Source organism: Mycolicibacterium sp. P4_G11 (genome assembly GCF_056555145.1).
This window is the reverse complement of sequence record NZ_JBFUJW010000008.1, coordinates 98,543-115,499: the sequence shown is the minus strand read 5'-3', so window position 1 is coordinate 115,499 and position 16,957 is coordinate 98,543. Positions and strand designations below refer to the sequence as shown.

Genomic DNA, 16,957 nt, shown 5'->3' with positions numbered 1-16,957 from the left:
TGCATATGAAAAGATTTGCCTAGGAACATATATGACTATGCCGCTAGCTGGCTAACATGAGTGGTATGTCACTCAGGCACGCGGTCCTTGCTTCATTGCTGGATGGCGAGGCAACCGGCTACGAGCTGGGTAAACGTATGTCCGTATCTGTTGCCAACTACTGGCATGCTTCGCGGCAGCAGATTTACGCCGAGCTCTCGAGGCTCCACGACGACGGTCTGGCGGACGTGACCGATGTCATCCAAACGGCACGGCCCAGTAAGCGGGTTTACGCGATCACTGCAACTGGTATCGCGGAGCTTGGAAGATTCACCCAGCAGCAATCACGTGCCTACGCGATGAAAGATGAGCTGCTCATCAAGATTCAGGCTGCCGATGTCGGTGACCTCGACGCAGTCATCGCTGATCTGGAAAGCCGCTACGAGGAGTCGGCGGCGCGGCTGGCCACCTATGAACGCCTGGTCGCCACATACCTCAAAGGGCGAACCGAGGAGCAGTACCTTGCTAGCGCCCGCCGCATCGGCCCATACCTGAATCTTCGGCGCGGCTACGACTTTGAACGCGAGAACATGAACTGGTTTCAGTGGGCGGGCGCCGCATTACGTGCCCGCGCCGCCCAACGTGGAGAAAGCGGCGTCGAGACGGCGCAGCTTGCCTAGCCGCTATTGAACATCGCGGGCGGCCTCAACAAGACAAACCCGAATGACCCCTGTATGAGACGGCGGTAGTGGTTGCAGGTCAGAGCATTTCGATTGGCCACGGGATCTGAGAACCTACAATCGCGGGATTCGCGGACCGTGCAGCGCCAGCCGCGCGAACATCAGAAACACTGACATGCGGCACGTTTCATGTCGACCGCCGAGGCTCACGAACGACCGTGTTCGTGCGGCGCTACAGCGCGAGCGAGGCTCCACGATGGCCTCGTCCGAGCCGGCGCTGGTGTTGGCGCACCGTGCATCTCATCTCCGGCTACGTGTGCCTGTCGATGTCTCGCGTACCACTGCGCCTGGATGATCTGGGTGCGCGTGTGGGTACCGGGGTCTGTTCACCAGCCTGTAGTGCGGCGTTGCGCCGTTCCAGTGCGCTGTTGTCCGATGCGAGTTGGCTGTTCTGATGTTGAAGGTCGCCGTTTTGGTCTTGTAGGTCCAGGATGCGGCCGATGCCGGCGATGTTGACGCCGGCGGCGACCAGGGTGACGATCCGCTCGATGCGGGCCAGATCATCGGCGCTGTATCGGCGGGTGCCGCCCTCGGAGCGGGCCGGGGACAGGAGACCGTGACGTTCCCACAATCGGAGTGATTGTGTTGGGGCGCCGGATAGTTCGGCGGCCACGGTAATCCCGTACACCCCGTGGCCGGGTGCGGGCATCCGCTGTCCGGGTGCCCGGTTCGGCAGGGCGGCGCCGTCGTTGGTCAGATCCACGATCTTTTTCTCGTTCCCTACTTGCATCTGATATCTGCCAGTGCTATATAAAAATCTATACCAGATGGCACAGATAAATCAGTCTGGTTGACGCAACAGATGGCACAAGGGAAAGGACAGATGGAGGTGGCCACGATGCTGATGCGTACCGACCCGTTCCGGGAGTTGGACCGGTTCACCCAGCAGGTGCTGGGCACGGCAGCACGCCCGGCCGGCATGCTGATGGATGCCTGGCGCGACGGAGATGAGTTCCATGTGGAGTTCGATCTGCCGGGTATCTCCGCAGATTCGCTGGATCTGGATATCGAGAACAATGTGGTGACCGTGCGCGCCGAACGCGCCCCGGTGGATCCGGCCCGGGAGATGTTGGCCGCCGAGCGCCCCCGCGGGGTGTTCTCTCGCCAGCTGGTGCTGGGCAACAACCTCGACACCGGCCGGATCACCGCGGACTACCACGACGGGGTGCTGCGCCTGGTGATCCCAGTGGCCGAGAAAGCCAAGCCCCGCAAGATCACCGTGGGCCGCCCCGATGCGACCAAATCGATCGATGACACCACCGTGATCACCGAGGACGGCGAGCAGGTGCGCGGCGGTAGTGCGGTCAGGGAGCCGGTCGGCGCCTGACCCAGGTTTGTCCCCTCCGGGGAACCGGGCTGCTGCTCCCTCGCCCAGCCCGGTTCCCCGGGTCCCAGTCGCCGTCAATGACCGGTTTACCGCTGCCGCAGCGACATTCGGGGTCTCGCGCGGTCGCATCCCACATTCTTGAATGGCCGACCTGCTGACAACAGGAAGAGGAGGTGAGCACTGATGCAGAGCACAACGATGGCGGCGCCGGCAGCGCCAAGCCCCACCGAGCCAGAGCTACTGGCCATGTCCCTGGGCGTCGATGACCCCACGGGGGTGATGGCGCTGATCGCCGAAGTCGACGCCATCTTCCGCGCGCCTGTGGAAGCTCCCCGGTGTCGGCGGCCGGCACCACCAGCGGTCGGGTGCGCCCTTCGCGGGCCCCGGCGCGCTGGTCGGTCTTCCAATCACTCGGCGCCGCGACCGCACAGTGAGCCGGTCCAGCGTATCGATCCGATGCAGCGCAGCCCTCCGATGCGCAGATCACCAGCCCCACAACGCAATCCGATGACTCTGCGAGCAGTTCCGTGAAAGCGAGGTGATGGCATCACCGCGACAGCGGCCGGGCTGGCCCACCCCCCTGGGCCACATCCTGGGCGTCGTCCCCACCCACGCCGGGTACGTTCGGACGCGCCAAAGCCCAACCGAGGCAACACTTCCCCATGGCGGGTGGCCCCGGCCGCTGCCGACACCGATCACGTGGACGGTGACAACCGCGAATCACGCCCCACCCCAGGAGAACCACCCATGACTGCCGAGCCCGAACAAACCGATGTCACCGACGAGCGGACCGCGCAGCATGCACACTCAATACATCTTCAGCGCGTGCGCAAAGCAAACGCGGCCGTCCGGGAGGCGCAGACCGCCCTGCGCAACACTGTCGAAGAAGCCCGCAGGGCCGGCCACACGTGGGAAGACATCGCCACAGCCTTCAACAGCACGGGTCATTCTGACACCCCCGACATTCTCGGCATCAGTGACATTCCCAGCATCAGTGACATCGTCCAGACCGTGCTGGGAACGAGCTAAGCCGATCGGCTAAATCTGCTGCCGCTCAATCCAACCCGCCAGGCTCTGCGAGTAGTCGCCACGGCGAGATGATATTCCTCAACCAGTCGATCTCCGAGGCGCCGCCGTATATCGATGACTCGCCGAACCTGACCATGATGGAGATCCGGGCCAAGGCCCGTCGTCTGCACCAGAAGGCTTGTTAGAAACATCCTCGCCGGACCAACCACAGCTACAGCCGCGACCGAATGGCCTTGAACAGGCCAGCTTGAGTTGCGTGCCGGTCCTGTGTGCCTCGGATCACGTAATACCGACGTTCGGTTCCGGCCACGGGTCACGACTAACCACATGTAGCGGTGGCTAATTCCACGAAGGTTCAGGCGTTCCGGAACCTTCGCGGCGAACCCACCGCTTACGCACAACCCAGATGGCCCGGGAGAACCCCTCCTCGGCGGGGACATTCTCGAAAGGGGAACTGGAGCAGCATGTTTAGTCGTCTACTGTCGCTCGCCGGCGCCGCAGCGGTCCTCGGCGCGTTGCTATCCACCGCAATCCCTGTGCACCTGGGCTCTGTGGACCGGGCCGGAACTCCAATTCCCTGCGGCAACGGCTTTCACCCACGCCTCGAAGTCGCCCGAGAACAAGACCAACTCAACTTCGATCAGTACACCAGCGGCGGGCCCATGTTCGTGACGAGCAACTATGTCGAGCAGTGCCAATCGATACTGTCTGATCGCCAATCAACCACGCTCCCGGTCGGCGCCGGTGGCGCTGCAGCGCTTATCGCCGCCATTGTCCTGTGGAGTCACCGTCGTGCCCACGTGGGCCAGGACCCTGCCGTGGCACCGATGTTGATCCGGCCGATCAACCGAGAGCCTGCATTGTTGTAACAGCGGGTGTGTCACTCGGACTCACGCCGGTCGTCTTCTTGACGGCTAGAGCGGTCTAATGAACACATGGCAGAACGCGATCGCGACGAATCCGGGCGGCCTCGCAACGATCGACCTCGCGACGCGTTGGGCCGCCCCCTTCCGGCGGGCAGCGAGGGCATTCCCCGCGTGCCAGACGACCTTGAGCTGTCGCCGACCGAAACCCTCGCCTATGCCCAGGATCTATTGAACGAGGGTTTCGCGTTCAAGGCGCATGAGGTTCTCGAGGCCGCGTGGAAGAACGGCCCAGACGATGAGAGACCGCTGTGGCAAGGCCTGGCCCAGCTCGCAGTCGGCATCACTCACGTCCAGCGTGGCAACCGCAACGGTGCGATTGCTCTGCTTCAGCGCGGGTCTGGTCACCTGGGCGAGGTGCGCCGGCCGGCGCCGCACTGCGTTGACATCGACGGCCTAGGCTCCTGGGCCGGTGCGCTGATAACCGACCTTGCCGCAGATGCCGACATCTCACCGACACGTCTGCGCCCGCCGCTGACGACACGCTAGCGTGCGCTGCTGCCCTGAGACAGTCCGCAAACGGCTAAGTCAGCCCTAACGGGGACACGGCGGTAGTGAGAAGCTATTGCGGACAGAACCAATAGTGCCCAAGTCGCCCAAAAAGGCTTCAGCACAACGCTTCTAGGGCGTCGATCCGCTGACTGCCGACGTCGCCGCATCGGCGAAACGCTGTGTAGATGATGCGCCAGCGTCTCGTTCCGTGCGCGGGTGATCGACGCCGGCTATCCAAAATATCCCACAGGTCGTAATCACGATCGTGACCACCAGAACCACCGGCACCCGCCACCAACGACTGCGACACCACCACGACCGGTCGCCCGGCGAAAAGTCCTCCACGACGGTTCCCTCTGCATCCACGCGGTCTGATATCCGACGTCAATGTCAGACACGTTCTTGCAAGGTGTAGTCGGGAGTCCGTCCCGAAACCGAATGCCGCCCGACGGTGACCTAGCGCACAGCAAACAACAGTGCCGGCAACCGAGCGCGGCTTGTCGGCATCTCCTGGCATGTCGAAGTCATCAGCGCGCAATGGTTTTCGCCGGCGCGATGTGCGTGACGGGTGATATGTCGATCGGCCTCATGTGAGCCCGAACACCATGCAGGCGCGAGAGTTTCGGCAAGCCCCAGGTTCAGCGTTTAATGACAGGGCGCTCGGCGCTAGCGAATCAGCAAGGAGGCGCAATGGCCGGTCCCGACTCGACGGAAGACAGCGACGCGCTGCCACCGCCGCCGATCGCCGAGGGGCAGGTCCACGCCCCGTTGAACCCTGACCGGTCACCGCCGTACCGCGCGGCAGCTCTGGGGCTGGTGCTGTTCGCTGTGCTGGTGCTGGCGCTGACTTGGTCCCAGTTCCGAGGCTATTTCGACACGAAGGCAGTGCTGTACGTGATGTACAACCGGTCCGGATTGTCGATGGATCCCGGTTCTAAGGTCACCTACAACGGGGTGCCGATCGGCCGGCTGCAGGCCGCTGAGGCCCAAAGCGGTAGTGACGGCCGGACTCAAGCCAAACTCGTCCTCAGCGTTGATCCGCGGTACGTGAGCCTGCTGCCCGCCAATGTGGACGTCAAACTGTTGGCCACCACCGCCTTTGGCAACAAGTACATCTCGTTCACCTCGCCGGCGAACCCGTCGCCGCAGCGCGTCAACAGTGGTGACGTGATCAACGCCAGTGGCGTCACCACCGAGTTCAATACGCTGTTCGAGACCATCACCGCGATCTCCGACCAGGTCGACCCGATCAAGCTGAACGCGACGCTGACCGCGGCCGCCCAGGCGCTCGACGGGCTGGGGGACAAGTTCGGGCAGTCGTTGGTCAATGGCAACACGATTCTGGCCGACCTGAACCAGCGGATGCCGACCTTCCGGCACGACACCAAGGCCCTCGCCGACCTGACCGAGGTCTACTCGCAGGCGTCGCCGGATCTGTGGGACGGCCTCAAGAGTGCCGTGACGACCGAGCGCACCCTGAACGATCAGCGGGGCAACATCGACCAGGCGCTGATGTCGGCGGTCGGGTTCGGCAACACCGGTGGCGACATCCTCGAACGGGGCGGCCCGTACCTGACCCGGGGCGCCGAGGACCTGTTGCCGACCGCCCGGTTGCTGGACAAGTACAGCCCTGAGCTCGACTGCATGTTCCGCGGTTTCGCCACCGGTGCGCCGGCCGCGGCCAAGGGCGTGGGCGGTAACGGCTACTCGCTGGCGATGAATCAAGAACTGGTCGGCGCCGCCAACGCGTATGTCTATCCGGACAACCTGCCCCGGATCAACGCTTCCGGCGGTCCGATGGGTCGACCGGGCTGCTGGACGGTCAGCAAGGACATCTGGCCGATGCCGTACATGGTGATGGACACGGGCGCGTCGATCGCGCCGTACAACCACCTCGGCCTGGGTTCGCCTTTCGCGTCCGAGTACGTCTGGGGCCGTCAAGACGGTGAGTACACCATCAACCCATGACCGTCTAGAGGTCCTTGAGTGCCGCCGCGGTCTCGGCGAGAATCTCGTCGGAGAGTTTGGCGTCGCCGACTGCTCGGGACATGGCGAGGGCGCCGATCAGTGCGCTGAGCACCAAGCAGGCGCGACGTCGATCGGCAGCGGCGTCCGAACTTGGCGTCAACCCTGCTAGCAGCTCAAGATACTGCTCGACTTGGTGCCCGTAGGCCGTGCGGGTTCGATCCTCAGCATGCGAAATGTCTTGAGCCAGACCGGCCACTGCGCATCCAGCTTCGGGATGGGCGCGGTGGGCATGGCTGAGGTAGTCGTCGATGATGGTCTCGAACGCCTGTCTGCCGCCTTCGTCGGCCGCTGCCATGGTCCGCGCACTTCCCTGGGTTAGGGCGTGCTCCACCGCGGCGCCGACCAGTTCTTCTCGGGACTTGAAATGTCGGTAGAAGCCGCCGTGGGTGAGGCCGGCTTCCTTCATCACCTCTGCTACGCCAACGCCGTTGATGCCACTACGGCGTATACGGGTGGCAGCGATGTTGACGATGCGATCGTGGCTTGCCGCCTTGTCGGCCTGCGAACTGCCCACGAATGAACCTCCGAGCCTGGTGCGGCATCAGTCTGACGCCGGCGAACTTAGTGATTACCTCGTGCAGGCGAACGTACGCCATGGGATTGGCTGCACTCAGGTGAGCCGCTCTGCGTCGTCAGTTGGTGTCGTCGCCAAGATCGCCGAGGTGGTGGCCGAAACGTGCTTCGAAGTCAGGACCCACTTCACCGGCTCTACGTTGGATTCGGGCTCCCCGCTGCGGCACGGTGGGCCAGGAAAATGCGTCGAGGAACGCGTCCTGTGTTTGCAACAGATCATCAGCGGACGGCAGCGTCCTCCGGTTGATCAGCCGCTTCGCTTCGGCGAGTGCAGGCTTGTCGAACGACGCGATGCGCCGAGCGAGATTGTCGACGTAGGCATCGAGCTCATCGTCGGGCAGAGCGCGATTGACCCAGCCGTAGTCCGCGGCAGTCGCCGCATCGAAATCGTCACTGCCCAGGACGATTTCGAGTGCCCTGGCCCGTCCGACGAGCAGGGGCAGGCGCTCGATGCCGCCACCTCCCGGGAAAACGCCTGCGCCGACTTCGATTTGCGCGAAGATCGCACGCTCCAGACTGGCGAAACGCATGTCACATGCCAAGGCAATCTCCGACCCGCCGCCGCGCGTGCGGCCTCGGATGGACGCGATGGTTACCACGGGGGAGGTGGACAGCCGTGTCGTGGTGTCGATGAACGTTGGCAGGCCAGTCGGTCCGGGCGCCAACGGGAACTCGGCGAACTGGGAGACGTCGTAGTGATTGATGAAGAAGTCGGGGTCAGCACTGTCGAATACGACGACCCGCAACGTGTCGTCGGACTCGATGAGACCGACGACGCGCTGAAGCTCCAGGAGGGTGGCTGTATCCGACAGGTTGATGGGCGGATTGCTGAACGTCACCCGCCAATATCCCGCCGCTACCTCGTTGATCGTGAACTGGGTCAATGATTCGGTCATGCGGGGGTGTCCTTCATTCTCGAGCGCTGCGCACCCGAACCGGGTCCACACGCGCATTCAGCCGTCTTCAATCAGGATGATGATCATCATCTTGATTGTCAACCGTCGGACTGCGGCGGTGCTCGACCGGTGCGCATGAGGGTTGGCTAGTAGATCGATGAGCGCGCATGCCGGCGGCGCGAATGATCGGGACCGCATCGGCGAATAAATTGCGCCGCAGCACATTTGGCGATTGACAATAAGGATGATGCCCCTCTTCCTTATTTGGGCACCGAATGAAAGTCCCGCCTGCGCAATGTCGATGACGGTGACGCGGCGTCGATCCTCACAGGGACCTACCGTCCCGGTGTCGACGGTTCTGGAGCGGGGTCGGGCGCTGGCCTGAGCAGTCGGTGTGCGATCACGCCGATCACCAGCGCCCAGAACGCCGCACCGACACCGGCCACCGTCGTCCCCGAAGCTGCAACGACAAGCGTCACCGCGGCAGGGAGTCGCGCCGATTCGTCGGCCATCGCTCCCGCGCAGGCGCCGGCAAAAGCACTGAGCAGCGCCACACCGGCAACGGCCTGCACGACACCGGCCGGGGCGGAGAGAACAGCCGCTGTCAGTCCGGTGGAGACCAGGCCGAGCCCGCAGTACACCGCGCCGGTCGTGAACCCGGCGATCCAGCGGCGGCGGGGGTTCGGATCGGCGTCCGGTGCGGCTGCCAACGCGGCGCTGATCGCGGCCAGGTTGACGGCGTGTCCGCCGAACGGAGTCGCCAGCAAGGAACCGATCCCGGTCACCGTCAGCGCCGGACGCCAGGGAACGCGGTACCCGAAACCCGACATGACTGCGACGCCGGGGATGTTCTGCGCTGCCATGGTCACGATGTACAGCGGCACAGCGATGCCGGTGAGAGCTTGCAACGTGAAGCTGGGAGCCGTGAACTGCAGGTGGGGGATCCATGCACTGGCTGCGGGCAGGGCGTGGTTTCGGACCAGCGTCACCGCGATCACGAACAGGGCGGCGCCGAACGCGGCCGGTACCGCCCAGCGGGGTCGCAGCGCCACCATGATCAGCCACACAACCAGCACCGGCGCGATCGCGCCCGGATCGTGGGCCAAGGCGGTTACCGGAGCAACGCAGAGCGGGAGGAGGACCCCCGCGAGCATCGCCTGAGCGACGGGATTGGGGATGCGGGTGACCAGGCGTGCGAGCGCCGGCCAGAGGCCCGTCGCCAGCAGCAGCACCGCCGTGAGCGCGAACGCACCGACGGCCGCGGACCATCCGCCGGCCACCGCACCGGTCGTGACCAGCAGCGCCGCGCCGGGCGTAGACCATGCACTGGTGATCGGCATCCGGAACCGCCGCGACAACAGCATCGATGACGCGCCCATCGCCAAACTCACCGCCACCAAACCCGAGGCCGCCTGTTGCGGATTTGCGCCCGCTGCCCGCAATCCCGCGAGAACCACCGCGAACGACGACGTGAAGCCGACCAGCGCGCACACCACGCCGGCACTGATCGGGACTGCCTTCGAGACGTCCTGTTCCATCCGCACTCTCCGTTCTGAATACGGAACGTTCTGTAAACAGAACGTATCATGGCGAGATGTACGCAGGAGAGGTCGGTCGCCGGCTGCGAGAGCTACGGGTCGAGCGGGGTCTGAGCCTGTCCGAGCTCGCCCGCCGAGCGGGGGTGGGCAAGGGGTCGTTGTCCGAGATCGAGTCGGGCGGTCGCAATCCCACGGTCGAGACCCTCTACGCCCTGTGTGAACCCCTGGATGTGCCGCTGACCGCGCTGGTCGGCGAGACCCCGGGCGTGCACCCTGCCGCCGGCGGCGGGATGCGCACGGTGCTGCTCTCGGTGCGGCACCTGCCCCGGGTGACCGTCGAGGTGTTCCGCCTGGAGTTCCCCGACGGCGCCGAGCACATCTCGCCGTCGCACGGGGTGGGCGTTCGCGAGCACCTCACGGTCGTCGACGGCAAGGTGCTGGCCGGGCCGGTCGGTGAGGAGAGCCTGGTCGAGGAGGGGGCGACGCTGAGTTGGCTGAGCGATCGCCGCCACCGGTTCGCCGCCGTCGATGGTGCTGCCGAAGCGGTAGTGGTGATCACCACCCCGCGGTGAGGCCGGCGGAAGGACGCAAGCCGTCCGGTTAGGCGGGGAAATCCGCGCTGCGAGAGAGTGTTTCGCTGGCTCGGATGTCGGCCAGGTTCTGCTCCAGCGCATCGATCACGGCGTCGTATCCGCTGTTGCCCAGGACCAGTCGGCGCGGCGGCGGGTCCTGGGCCATCGCCGCGAGCACCGCACGAGCTCCGCGGCGCGGATCGCCAGGCTGCGCTCCGTCCATCCCGACGAAGGCGGCGCGGACCTGCTCCAGCATGTCGTGATACTCCGGAATCGACTCCGCGACAGGCTCGTTGGTGAAGCCGGCGTAGGCGTTCGTGCGGAACGCCCCCGGTTGGACCGCCAACACGGAGATTCCCTGTGCGGCAACCTCGTCGCGGAGTGCATCGGTGATGGCTTCGATGGCGAACTTCGTCGCGCTGTAGTAGCCGAATCCGACTGCCGACACCCGTCCGGCCACCGAGGACACGTTGACGATCCACCCGTTTCCGCGGGCGCGCATGCCTGGCAGCACGGCACGCGTCACGGACAGCACAGCGAAGAAGTTCAGTTCGAACATTGCCCGCAACGAGGTCTCGTCCATCCCCTCGATTGAGCCGTACCAACCGCGACCGGCGTTGTTGACCAGCACGTCGATGCCGCCGAAGTGCTCCTCGGCTGCGCGCACCGCGCGCTGCACCTGCGCCCCATCGGTGAGTTCCAGCGGCACGACGAGAACGGCATCACCGTACTGTTCGGCCCAGGTCGCCAGCTCTTGTGGACGCCGGGACGTGAGCACCACGCGGTCTCCCGTCTCGAGCGCCGCCTCGGCGAAGGCCACCCCGAAGCCGCCGGGCGTGCCCCCTGTGATGAACCATCTCCTGCTCATGGCTCGATCACCAGCCGGCTGATCGATGCGCCGTCCAACGTGAAGCGGTAGTGCAGGTCGACGACCCCGCCGGGGAAGTTGCCCTCCAGATGCTGCCCGACGTCGATGGTCGTGTCGGTGGTGGTCGCGCCGGTGAACTCGGAGGTATAGGTGTACTCGCCGGCCGAGGCGGTCAGCCAGGCCCCGATCTCGTCACGGCCTGTGTAGTCGCGCCCCTCATCGGTCACGACGGCATCGGCGGTGAAGGTGGCAACCGCGCGGCCGTCCTGCGGGGTGCTGAGCGCGGTCATGAACGTCTTTATGTTGCCCGGGAGGGCATCCCAATCTGTGATCATGACCCCACGGTGGAGCTTCCCGTAGGGGGAGGGTCAAGCCTGGGCCGCGATGTTGACCTTGCCCCAGGGGGAGACTGCAGGATGGCCTCAGCCGATAACGCAGGCGGCCGATCGCATGAGGAGGACGTCGTGGGCGCACAGGTTTCGATCGGTGACTTCGCCGTGATGACCAGCCTGAGTAGGAAAGCGCTACGGCACTATCACGACATCGGGATTCTCGAACCAGCTCACATCGATGCGCACACCGGCTACCGCTTCTACGACACCAGCCAGGTCGATCATGCGCACATCATCCGCCGGTTCCGCACTCTCGGCATGTCCATTCCCGACATCAAGGCGCTGCTGAGCACAGACGACGCCGCGACGCGCACCGAGATCATCACGACTCATCTCGAACAGATGGAGGTGCAGCTGCAGCAGACGCGTGACACCGTTGGCGCGCTGCGCGAGTTGCTTTCTCCCGTGCAGACTCCCGCCTTCGTGCAGGTGCGCCAAGAGCCGGCACTCGCCGTCTGGTCCATCGGCGCCACCATCGAGGTATCCGAGATCGACAGCTGGTTCGCAGCGACACTGGCGAGACTGCGGGACGCAGTTGCCGCGGCGGCGGGTGCACCATCCGCTGTCGTGCCGGGCGGCCTCTACGACCGCGCGCTGTTCCTCGAATCACGCGGCCACGCAACTCTATTCGTGCCCGCGCCGCAATCGACGGACCCAGCCGAGGGTGTCCGTGTCGAGGTGTTACCCAAGGCCGAATACGCGGTGCTCACCCACTCCGGTGGTCACGACGAAAGTATCGACCGCAGCTACGGGGCACTGGGCGTTTACGCCAACGAGCATCTGATCAGCGGCCAGGGGCCGATCCGTGAGCACTACCTCGGCAGCACGCCCTCTGATCCGACGGCGTTCACCGCCACCGAAATCTGTTGGCCGATCTTCAGCACCACCCCGCTGCCGGAATAATGGCAACGCTCGGCCGGCTCAGAGGCGTGCCCGCATCCAGTCCACGAGGGCCGCATTGTCGTCGTCGGACAACTCGATGCCGAAGGTGTCGGCCAACAACGCCGGCACGTCGCCGACCTCGACGTCGCGTGTGAAGCAAGATCCGTCGGGATTCGTTGTGGTCCAGATGGTTCCGTCGAGAACATGCTGGACGTCGGCGGCGAATCGCTGGACGAACGGCCGGGCGGTGAACGGTGATCGCGGCGAGGTCGACACGAAGTGGTTGCCGACCGCGTAGTCGATCGGGTACTGCGGGTCGAGCGTGAAGACGTGCCGGTCGAGCCATTCGACCTTGCCGTCCACACTCGACCGCTGCCACAACGTCCACTGGTCGGGGTGTAGCACTTCGGTGTCGGCGCCGAGCAGCGCACGGGACAGTCGCAACTGCCATCCGTCTTGATCGACCTCGTTACCCGCGATGAGTTCGATGAGTTCGATGGGTTCGAGTGGTCCGCGGCCGAATCCGACATCGCACAGCCAGCGTCGACTGTCGTCGAATTCGACGACGATCAGCGCGTGCGTCCGCGGGCGCACGGCCTCCGCGCCCAGGGTGACGCGGCCGGCGAGCGCGGTGAACCGGAAACCCAGTCGCTCCAGCGCCGCGGCGAACACCGTGACGTGTTCGTAGCAGTAGCCGCCGCGGTTGTGCCGAATCAGCTTGTTGTGCAGGGAATCCAGATCGAGGACGATCGGCCGGCCGAGCATGATCTCGAGATTCTCGAACGGGATCGACGTGGTGTGGGCGCGGTGCAGTGCCGCCAAGGTTTCGGGCGTCGGGAGTCGCTCGCCATCGAAACCGATGCGCGTCAGGTAAGCATCAAGGTCGAGTTCGTCGCCATGCCAAGTGGTCACAGCCCCACGATAGATGGGCTGGCCCTATGCCTGTTTGCGTGACGCTGAGTCAACTGCCGGCAGGTAGATGAGGTCGACCAGCTCGGCGAGGGTACTGGATTCAATTCCGTTTGAGGAAGGCGTATTCGACCTTGGCGGCCGGTCATCGTCACCGCGATCTACCACGAACGCGACCCCAACATCCCGTACTTGGACCTGACACAGGCAATCGAGTCCATCGCCTCCCAGCTCACGCACCACGCCCGCCAGTAAGAGTCGGAACGGCGTCCCAAGAATTTCCCAAGGCGGCCACGGCAACCTTGATGCCGACATGGTGGAGCGACAACAGCGGATGCGTCGTGAAGTCGGCGGCGGACTGACGTGCCGGCTGATTCAAACTCGAGGGAGTCAGATGTCTACGGGAATTCGGTTGACTGCGTTGATGGGTGCGGCCGTGATTGCCGGGGCTACGGCGTGCCAAACGCCGAGCTCTCCGTCAGTGACGACGACGGTCACCGCGCCGCCAGCGGCGACCACCACTGTGTCTGTATCGACCACCACCGCGAGTGCGACACCCAGCGCCACTGCGAGCGCAGCGCCGAGTCGCACGGCTGCGCCAACAAGCGCGGCGCAGACGACGCATCCGTGCGACCTGCTCACCCCAGACGTCGCCAGGAAATACGTGGGCGACGATGCCCAAAGGCAGTTCTCCTACGACGGTCACCCGCCGGTACCCGTCGGCGATGGCGCCTGCTACTACACGGGCCCCACCCGCGAAATCGAAGTGTCGATTCGGCCGAGGCCAACCGACCCGACCGCCCCCATCAACCATTTCCACGTCATCAGCCCGGACAACCGAGTCGACGCCCTCGGTTTCGAGGCCTACTGGTTCGGCCCCGGTGAGAGCCTCGTGGCAGTCAAGGACGAACTGGTGGTTTCCGTGAAGGTCGCAAATATCAAGGGTGACTGGTCAGATCAGGATCGCGCAGACGACGTCGAACTCGCGAAGCTGGTCGTTCCGCGCGTCGGCTGACGGCGTATCCCGGCGTGCTAACACTGCCCGCGTGATCGCCGATAGGACAGGCATGATTTCACCGCGTCCTGCCGCAGCTCTCGTCGCCGCGCTGTTGGCGCCGTCGCTGTCGGTGGCAACGGCCAATGCCGACGCCTTCGCGCAACTCGCAGCGATTCCGGTCGTGGCCTCCCCGACGTGCGGCGGCACCGTCAGCGCCGACGCGCAGGCGGCGCCGGTACAGATCGGTGACCAGGTCGGGCACGGCGTCGGAGTGTCGATTCGCTACGACGCCGGCATCTACGACGGTTCGTGCACCCTCACCGTGACGGCCGCATGGAAAAACCTCGACACCGGCGCAGCTGGACGTGGCGACATCACCTCGGTGTCGACCATCGACGGCCATTACGGATTCATCGGCTACGCGAGCACCTCGTTCGCGACGGGCAGCGGCACCGTGGTCATCACGCTGAGTTCGCACCCGGGCGCTGAAATGCGCGTCACGGCGTAAGGCGACGGTCAGTCGATGTCGTGCGGCGCCTGATGCTCGGGCAGGGCCGCGACGTCTTCGCCCTCGTCCACCAGGCAGGCGCGGCAGAAGTCGACGCCGAACGGCGTGAGATGGATCGAGCGACGGACGACCTTGTGCGCACGCACCGAGTGCATCGCGGCCAGGACGTCCGGTTGCGCCTCGACGACCTGGTACTCCAGCGGGTCGCGCAGTTGCTCCTGCGAGAACCAGATCAGTCCCAGCCGGAACAGATTGTTGAGGTAGGCGGGAACGTTATCCAGGTAGCGCAGCCCCGCCCGCGGGCCGATCATGTTGAGGCCCGGAGCCACCAACCTCGAGGACACCATGCCGATGGGGCCACCCGTGCGGACGTCGACCGCCGGCTGCGGTCCGCCGCGCAGGAGTAACAGCAGGATGCGGGCCTCGTCGGGAGCCATCTCCTCGAGAATGCGGGCGTATGCGGGGTGGCCGCGCTCGGTGTTCCACACGTCGCGTGAGCGGGTCAGCAGCGCCTGCCCCTGAGCCCGCAACGACTGCTCCATCTTGAGCTGGCGCTCTTGCTCTTCCTGCTGATGCGACACGTCGTGCGTCGTCGTCACCGTCTCGGTGAGCGAGGCACTGACCTGGACGACGGCCTGTGACACCGAGACGCCGTTCGAGACTGCTTTGGCCACCTCACCGAAAACAGCGCCGGCCTGGGCGACGCCGGCGATCAGCTCGCGGGCGGAGTCGGCCGCGGATGCCGGGTCAGCGGCTATCTCGAGTGCGCGACGACCGGTTTTGAGCCCCGCAACCAGCGTCCACTCGGCGGTACGTACCCAGGCTGTCGCGGCCAGGCGGACCAGGCCGGGCAGTGCTTCGCCGACGCCCGTGGGGATAAGCGACGAGGACTGCTCCGGTGGGGGAGAAAACGTGGCGCTGAACGGTCCCCACTGGGCGTGGCGCCGTCCGGAACCCTGACGTCGGTCGTCACTCATGCCACACCAAGTCCCAAGAAAATGCCGTAGTGAAGGAAGCCACCCGCCGCGCCCATGATCGCGCCGTGAGCGTAGAGCATCCACTCATCTTCCTTGATAGCCGACCGCAGCATCTCTACGAAGTCGGTGGGCGGAAGTTCTTTGGTGCGTTGGGCAATCAGCGTGCGAATTTTCCCTGACTGCGCCTTCGAGAACTCTTCGTCCTTGAAGGGTGTCAGCGTCCGGCCGACAGCCTCGGCGGCAAAGCCTGCCTTGATCGAGTCGTAAGCCTGGGCTCCGAGTGCTACGCGTGCGGCGCCCCGGATCGGGCCGGCGGCCCGGTCGATGGCCGGGCCCAGCGCGGCGCCCATCAGCTGGCGGGTGCGGTCGCCGCTCGGGCCGTCGATCAGGAAGTCGCCGATGCGTTCCAGCGTAATGACGTCGTCGGCAATGATCCCGGCGTAGACCTCGGCGGCCTGCTCCTGCCGCCGGAGGAACAACCCCTGGACCTTGATGCCGAAGTAGCGGGTCGGTTCGGTCGGTTCGAAGATGAGCCACATACCGAGCGCGTTGGTGATCCAGCCGACGAAGACGCCCAGCGTCGGGAGCATCCACCACGTGTGGAACCAGTGATCGATGAACGCGACGGGAATGCCCAACACGAACCCGAAGATGAAGCCGAAGTTGACCATCAGGTTGAGCTCGCGCTGGCCGATGTCCTTGAAGACGCGGATGACTAGGTCAGGGTTCTTGCGGAAGTGCTCGATGACCATGATCTTGGGGTCGAGCAACTGGTCGATGTGGATGCCGATCTCGGTGGTGATCGACTGCACCACTTCCGGTAATTGCGACTGGACCCTGGCGACGATCGCGCGTTTGCCGACGGTAGGTAGGTCGCGCCAGAACTGCGGGTCGTTGGCGACCATCACCTCATCGACGAGCTGCGGGATCTCGGGCTGGAAAAGCCGGACGATGTGCTCGGCGATCTTGTCCGGCTCGAGCTGCTGATAGAACTCCGCAGGCGTACCGAGCTTGGCAATGGCCTTGTCGGACGCGATCGAGCCCATCTTGGCCGCGCGCGCCGGCACGATGCCCTGCCAGCCGACACCGCCTTGCAGGATGCCGGGGATTTCCTGCAGTTTGTGCGGCAGCAGCCGTGCCAGCTCCCGCATCCCCGGGATTCTGAACCCGTGGAAGTTGACCGGGTAGAACAGCATGATCAGGCCGGTCCAGTTGATGAGCCAGCCGATCACCGCGGTGAACAACGGGATGCTGAGGAACGCGAACCACTCCATCGGGGTGTGGATCTGGCTCAACGTCCAGTCTCGATTGACAAACCAACTCCAGA

Annotated in this window: 19 protein-coding genes and 1 pseudogene; 10 read left to right on the top strand and 10 right to left on the bottom strand. The window is 64.9% G+C overall.

The window, feature by feature from the left end:
- The first annotated feature begins 65 nt into the window (after window positions 1–65).
- Entirely contained in the window at window positions 66–659 is a 594-nt protein-coding gene (locus AC1U2B_RS19055) for a PadR family transcriptional regulator (RefSeq protein WP_480218001.1), read from the top strand.
- Window positions 660–969: 310 nt separating this feature from the next.
- Here the strand turns inward: AC1U2B_RS19055 and AC1U2B_RS19050 are convergent, their stop codons facing one another.
- Window positions 970–1,368: a MerR family transcriptional regulator gene (locus AC1U2B_RS19050; RefSeq protein ID WP_480218109.1), complete on the bottom strand. Its 399-nt coding sequence runs from the start codon at window positions 1,366–1,368 to the stop codon at window positions 970–972.
- Window positions 1,369–1,557: 189 nt separating this feature from the next.
- On the opposite strand from AC1U2B_RS19050, the gene AC1U2B_RS19045 reads away from it, so the two are divergent.
- From AC1U2B_RS19045 to AC1U2B_RS19030, 4 genes are all read left to right on the top strand, one after another.
- Window positions 1,558–2,046, top strand: coding sequence for an Hsp20/alpha crystallin family protein (locus AC1U2B_RS19045; RefSeq protein ID WP_260938012.1), 489 nt, complete (start codon window positions 1,558–1,560; stop codon window positions 2,044–2,046).
- 747 nt (window positions 2,047–2,793) lie between these two features.
- Window positions 2,794–3,075, top strand: a complete 282-nt coding sequence (locus AC1U2B_RS19040) for a hypothetical protein (RefSeq protein WP_480218000.1) — start codon at window positions 2,794–2,796, stop codon at window positions 3,073–3,075.
- Between the two features lie 935 nt (window positions 3,076–4,010).
- On the top strand, window positions 4,011–4,487 hold the full coding sequence (locus tag AC1U2B_RS19035; RefSeq protein WP_480217999.1) for a DUF309 domain-containing protein: 477 nt from the start codon (window positions 4,011–4,013) through the stop codon (window positions 4,485–4,487).
- A 693-nt stretch (window positions 4,488–5,180) separates the two neighbouring features.
- Window positions 5,181–6,458 carry an MCE family protein gene (locus AC1U2B_RS19030; RefSeq protein WP_480217998.1) on the top strand — a complete coding sequence of 426 codons (1,278 nt, stop codon included), beginning with the start codon at window positions 5,181–5,183 and terminating at the stop codon, window positions 6,456–6,458.
- Window positions 6,459–6,462: 4 nt separating this feature from the next.
- Here AC1U2B_RS19030 and AC1U2B_RS19025 read toward each other — a convergent pair whose 3' ends face one another.
- The 3 genes from AC1U2B_RS19025 to AC1U2B_RS19015 form a co-directional block, all read right to left on the bottom strand.
- Complete coding sequence (locus tag AC1U2B_RS19025) at window positions 6,463–7,032, bottom strand: TetR/AcrR family transcriptional regulator (protein ID WP_480217997.1); 570 nt, start codon at window positions 7,030–7,032, stop codon at window positions 6,463–6,465.
- 118 nt (window positions 7,033–7,150) lie between these two features.
- A complete protein-coding gene (locus AC1U2B_RS19020; protein WP_480217996.1) occupies window positions 7,151–7,987 on the bottom strand; it encodes an enoyl-CoA hydratase/isomerase family protein in 837 nt (278 codons plus the stop codon).
- 335 nt (window positions 7,988–8,322) lie between these two features.
- Window positions 8,323–9,525: a benzoate/H(+) symporter BenE family transporter gene (locus AC1U2B_RS19015; protein WP_480217995.1), complete on the bottom strand. Its 1,203-nt coding sequence runs from the start codon at window positions 9,523–9,525 to the stop codon at window positions 8,323–8,325.
- Window positions 9,526–9,581: 56 nt separating this feature from the next.
- Between AC1U2B_RS19015 and AC1U2B_RS19010 the strand changes: the two genes are divergently transcribed.
- Entirely contained in the window at window positions 9,582–10,097 is a 516-nt protein-coding gene (locus tag AC1U2B_RS19010; RefSeq protein ID WP_480217994.1) for a type II toxin-antitoxin system RelB family anti-toxin, read from the top strand.
- 28 nt (window positions 10,098–10,125) lie between these two features.
- Here the strand turns inward: AC1U2B_RS19010 and AC1U2B_RS19005 are convergent, their stop codons facing one another.
- Both AC1U2B_RS19005 and AC1U2B_RS19000 read right to left on the bottom strand, forming a co-directional pair.
- Window positions 10,126–10,965: an SDR family NAD(P)-dependent oxidoreductase gene (locus tag AC1U2B_RS19005; RefSeq protein ID WP_480217993.1), complete on the bottom strand. Its 840-nt coding sequence runs from the start codon at window positions 10,963–10,965 to the stop codon at window positions 10,126–10,128.
- Complete coding sequence (locus tag AC1U2B_RS19000; protein WP_480217992.1) at window positions 10,962–11,300, bottom strand: nuclear transport factor 2 family protein; 339 nt, start codon at window positions 11,298–11,300, stop codon at window positions 10,962–10,964. Before AC1U2B_RS19000 ends, AC1U2B_RS19005 begins: the two co-directional genes overlap by 4 nt.
- A 129-nt stretch (window positions 11,301–11,429) precedes the next feature.
- Between AC1U2B_RS19000 and AC1U2B_RS18995 the strand changes: the two genes are divergently transcribed.
- A complete protein-coding gene (locus AC1U2B_RS18995; RefSeq protein WP_480217991.1) occupies window positions 11,430–12,260 on the top strand; it encodes a MerR family transcriptional regulator in 831 nt (276 codons plus the stop codon).
- A gap of 18 nt (window positions 12,261–12,278) precedes the next feature.
- Here the strand turns inward: AC1U2B_RS18995 and AC1U2B_RS18990 are convergent, their stop codons facing one another.
- Complete coding sequence (locus AC1U2B_RS18990) at window positions 12,279–13,151, bottom strand: arylamine N-acetyltransferase family protein (protein ID WP_480217990.1); 873 nt, start codon at window positions 13,149–13,151, stop codon at window positions 12,279–12,281.
- Window positions 13,152–13,289: 138 nt separating this feature from the next.
- Here AC1U2B_RS18990 and AC1U2B_RS18985 point away from each other — a divergent pair.
- Window positions 13,290–13,403: pseudogene (locus AC1U2B_RS18985) on the top strand (MBL fold metallo-hydrolase); the annotation flags it as partial.
- Between the two features lie 135 nt (window positions 13,404–13,538).
- On the opposite strand, the gene AC1U2B_RS18980 reads toward AC1U2B_RS18985, so the two are convergent.
- Window positions 13,539–13,739 carry a hypothetical protein gene (locus AC1U2B_RS18980; protein WP_480217989.1) on the bottom strand — a complete coding sequence of 67 codons (201 nt, stop codon included), beginning with the start codon at window positions 13,737–13,739 and terminating at the stop codon, window positions 13,539–13,541.
- Between the two features lie 73 nt (window positions 13,740–13,812).
- Between AC1U2B_RS18980 and AC1U2B_RS18975 the strand changes: the two genes are divergently transcribed.
- Both AC1U2B_RS18975 and AC1U2B_RS18970 read left to right on the top strand, forming a co-directional pair.
- Entirely contained in the window at window positions 13,813–14,163 is a 351-nt protein-coding gene (locus AC1U2B_RS18975; protein ID WP_480217988.1) for a hypothetical protein, read from the top strand.
- 52 nt (window positions 14,164–14,215) lie between these two features.
- Window positions 14,216–14,653 carry a hypothetical protein gene (locus AC1U2B_RS18970; protein WP_480217987.1) on the top strand — a complete coding sequence of 146 codons (438 nt, stop codon included), beginning with the start codon at window positions 14,216–14,218 and terminating at the stop codon, window positions 14,651–14,653.
- An 8-nt stretch (window positions 14,654–14,661) separates the two neighbouring features.
- Here AC1U2B_RS18970 and AC1U2B_RS18965 read toward each other — a convergent pair whose 3' ends face one another.
- Window positions 14,662–15,630, bottom strand: a complete 969-nt coding sequence (locus AC1U2B_RS18965; RefSeq protein ID WP_043391625.1) for an Abi-alpha family protein — start codon at window positions 15,628–15,630, stop codon at window positions 14,662–14,664.
- Window positions 15,627–16,925, bottom strand: coding sequence for a DUF445 domain-containing protein (locus AC1U2B_RS18960; RefSeq protein WP_260934945.1), 1,299 nt, complete (start codon window positions 16,923–16,925; stop codon window positions 15,627–15,629). Before AC1U2B_RS18960 ends, AC1U2B_RS18965 begins: the two co-directional genes overlap by 4 nt.
- Window positions 16,926–16,957: the final 32 nt, after the last annotated feature.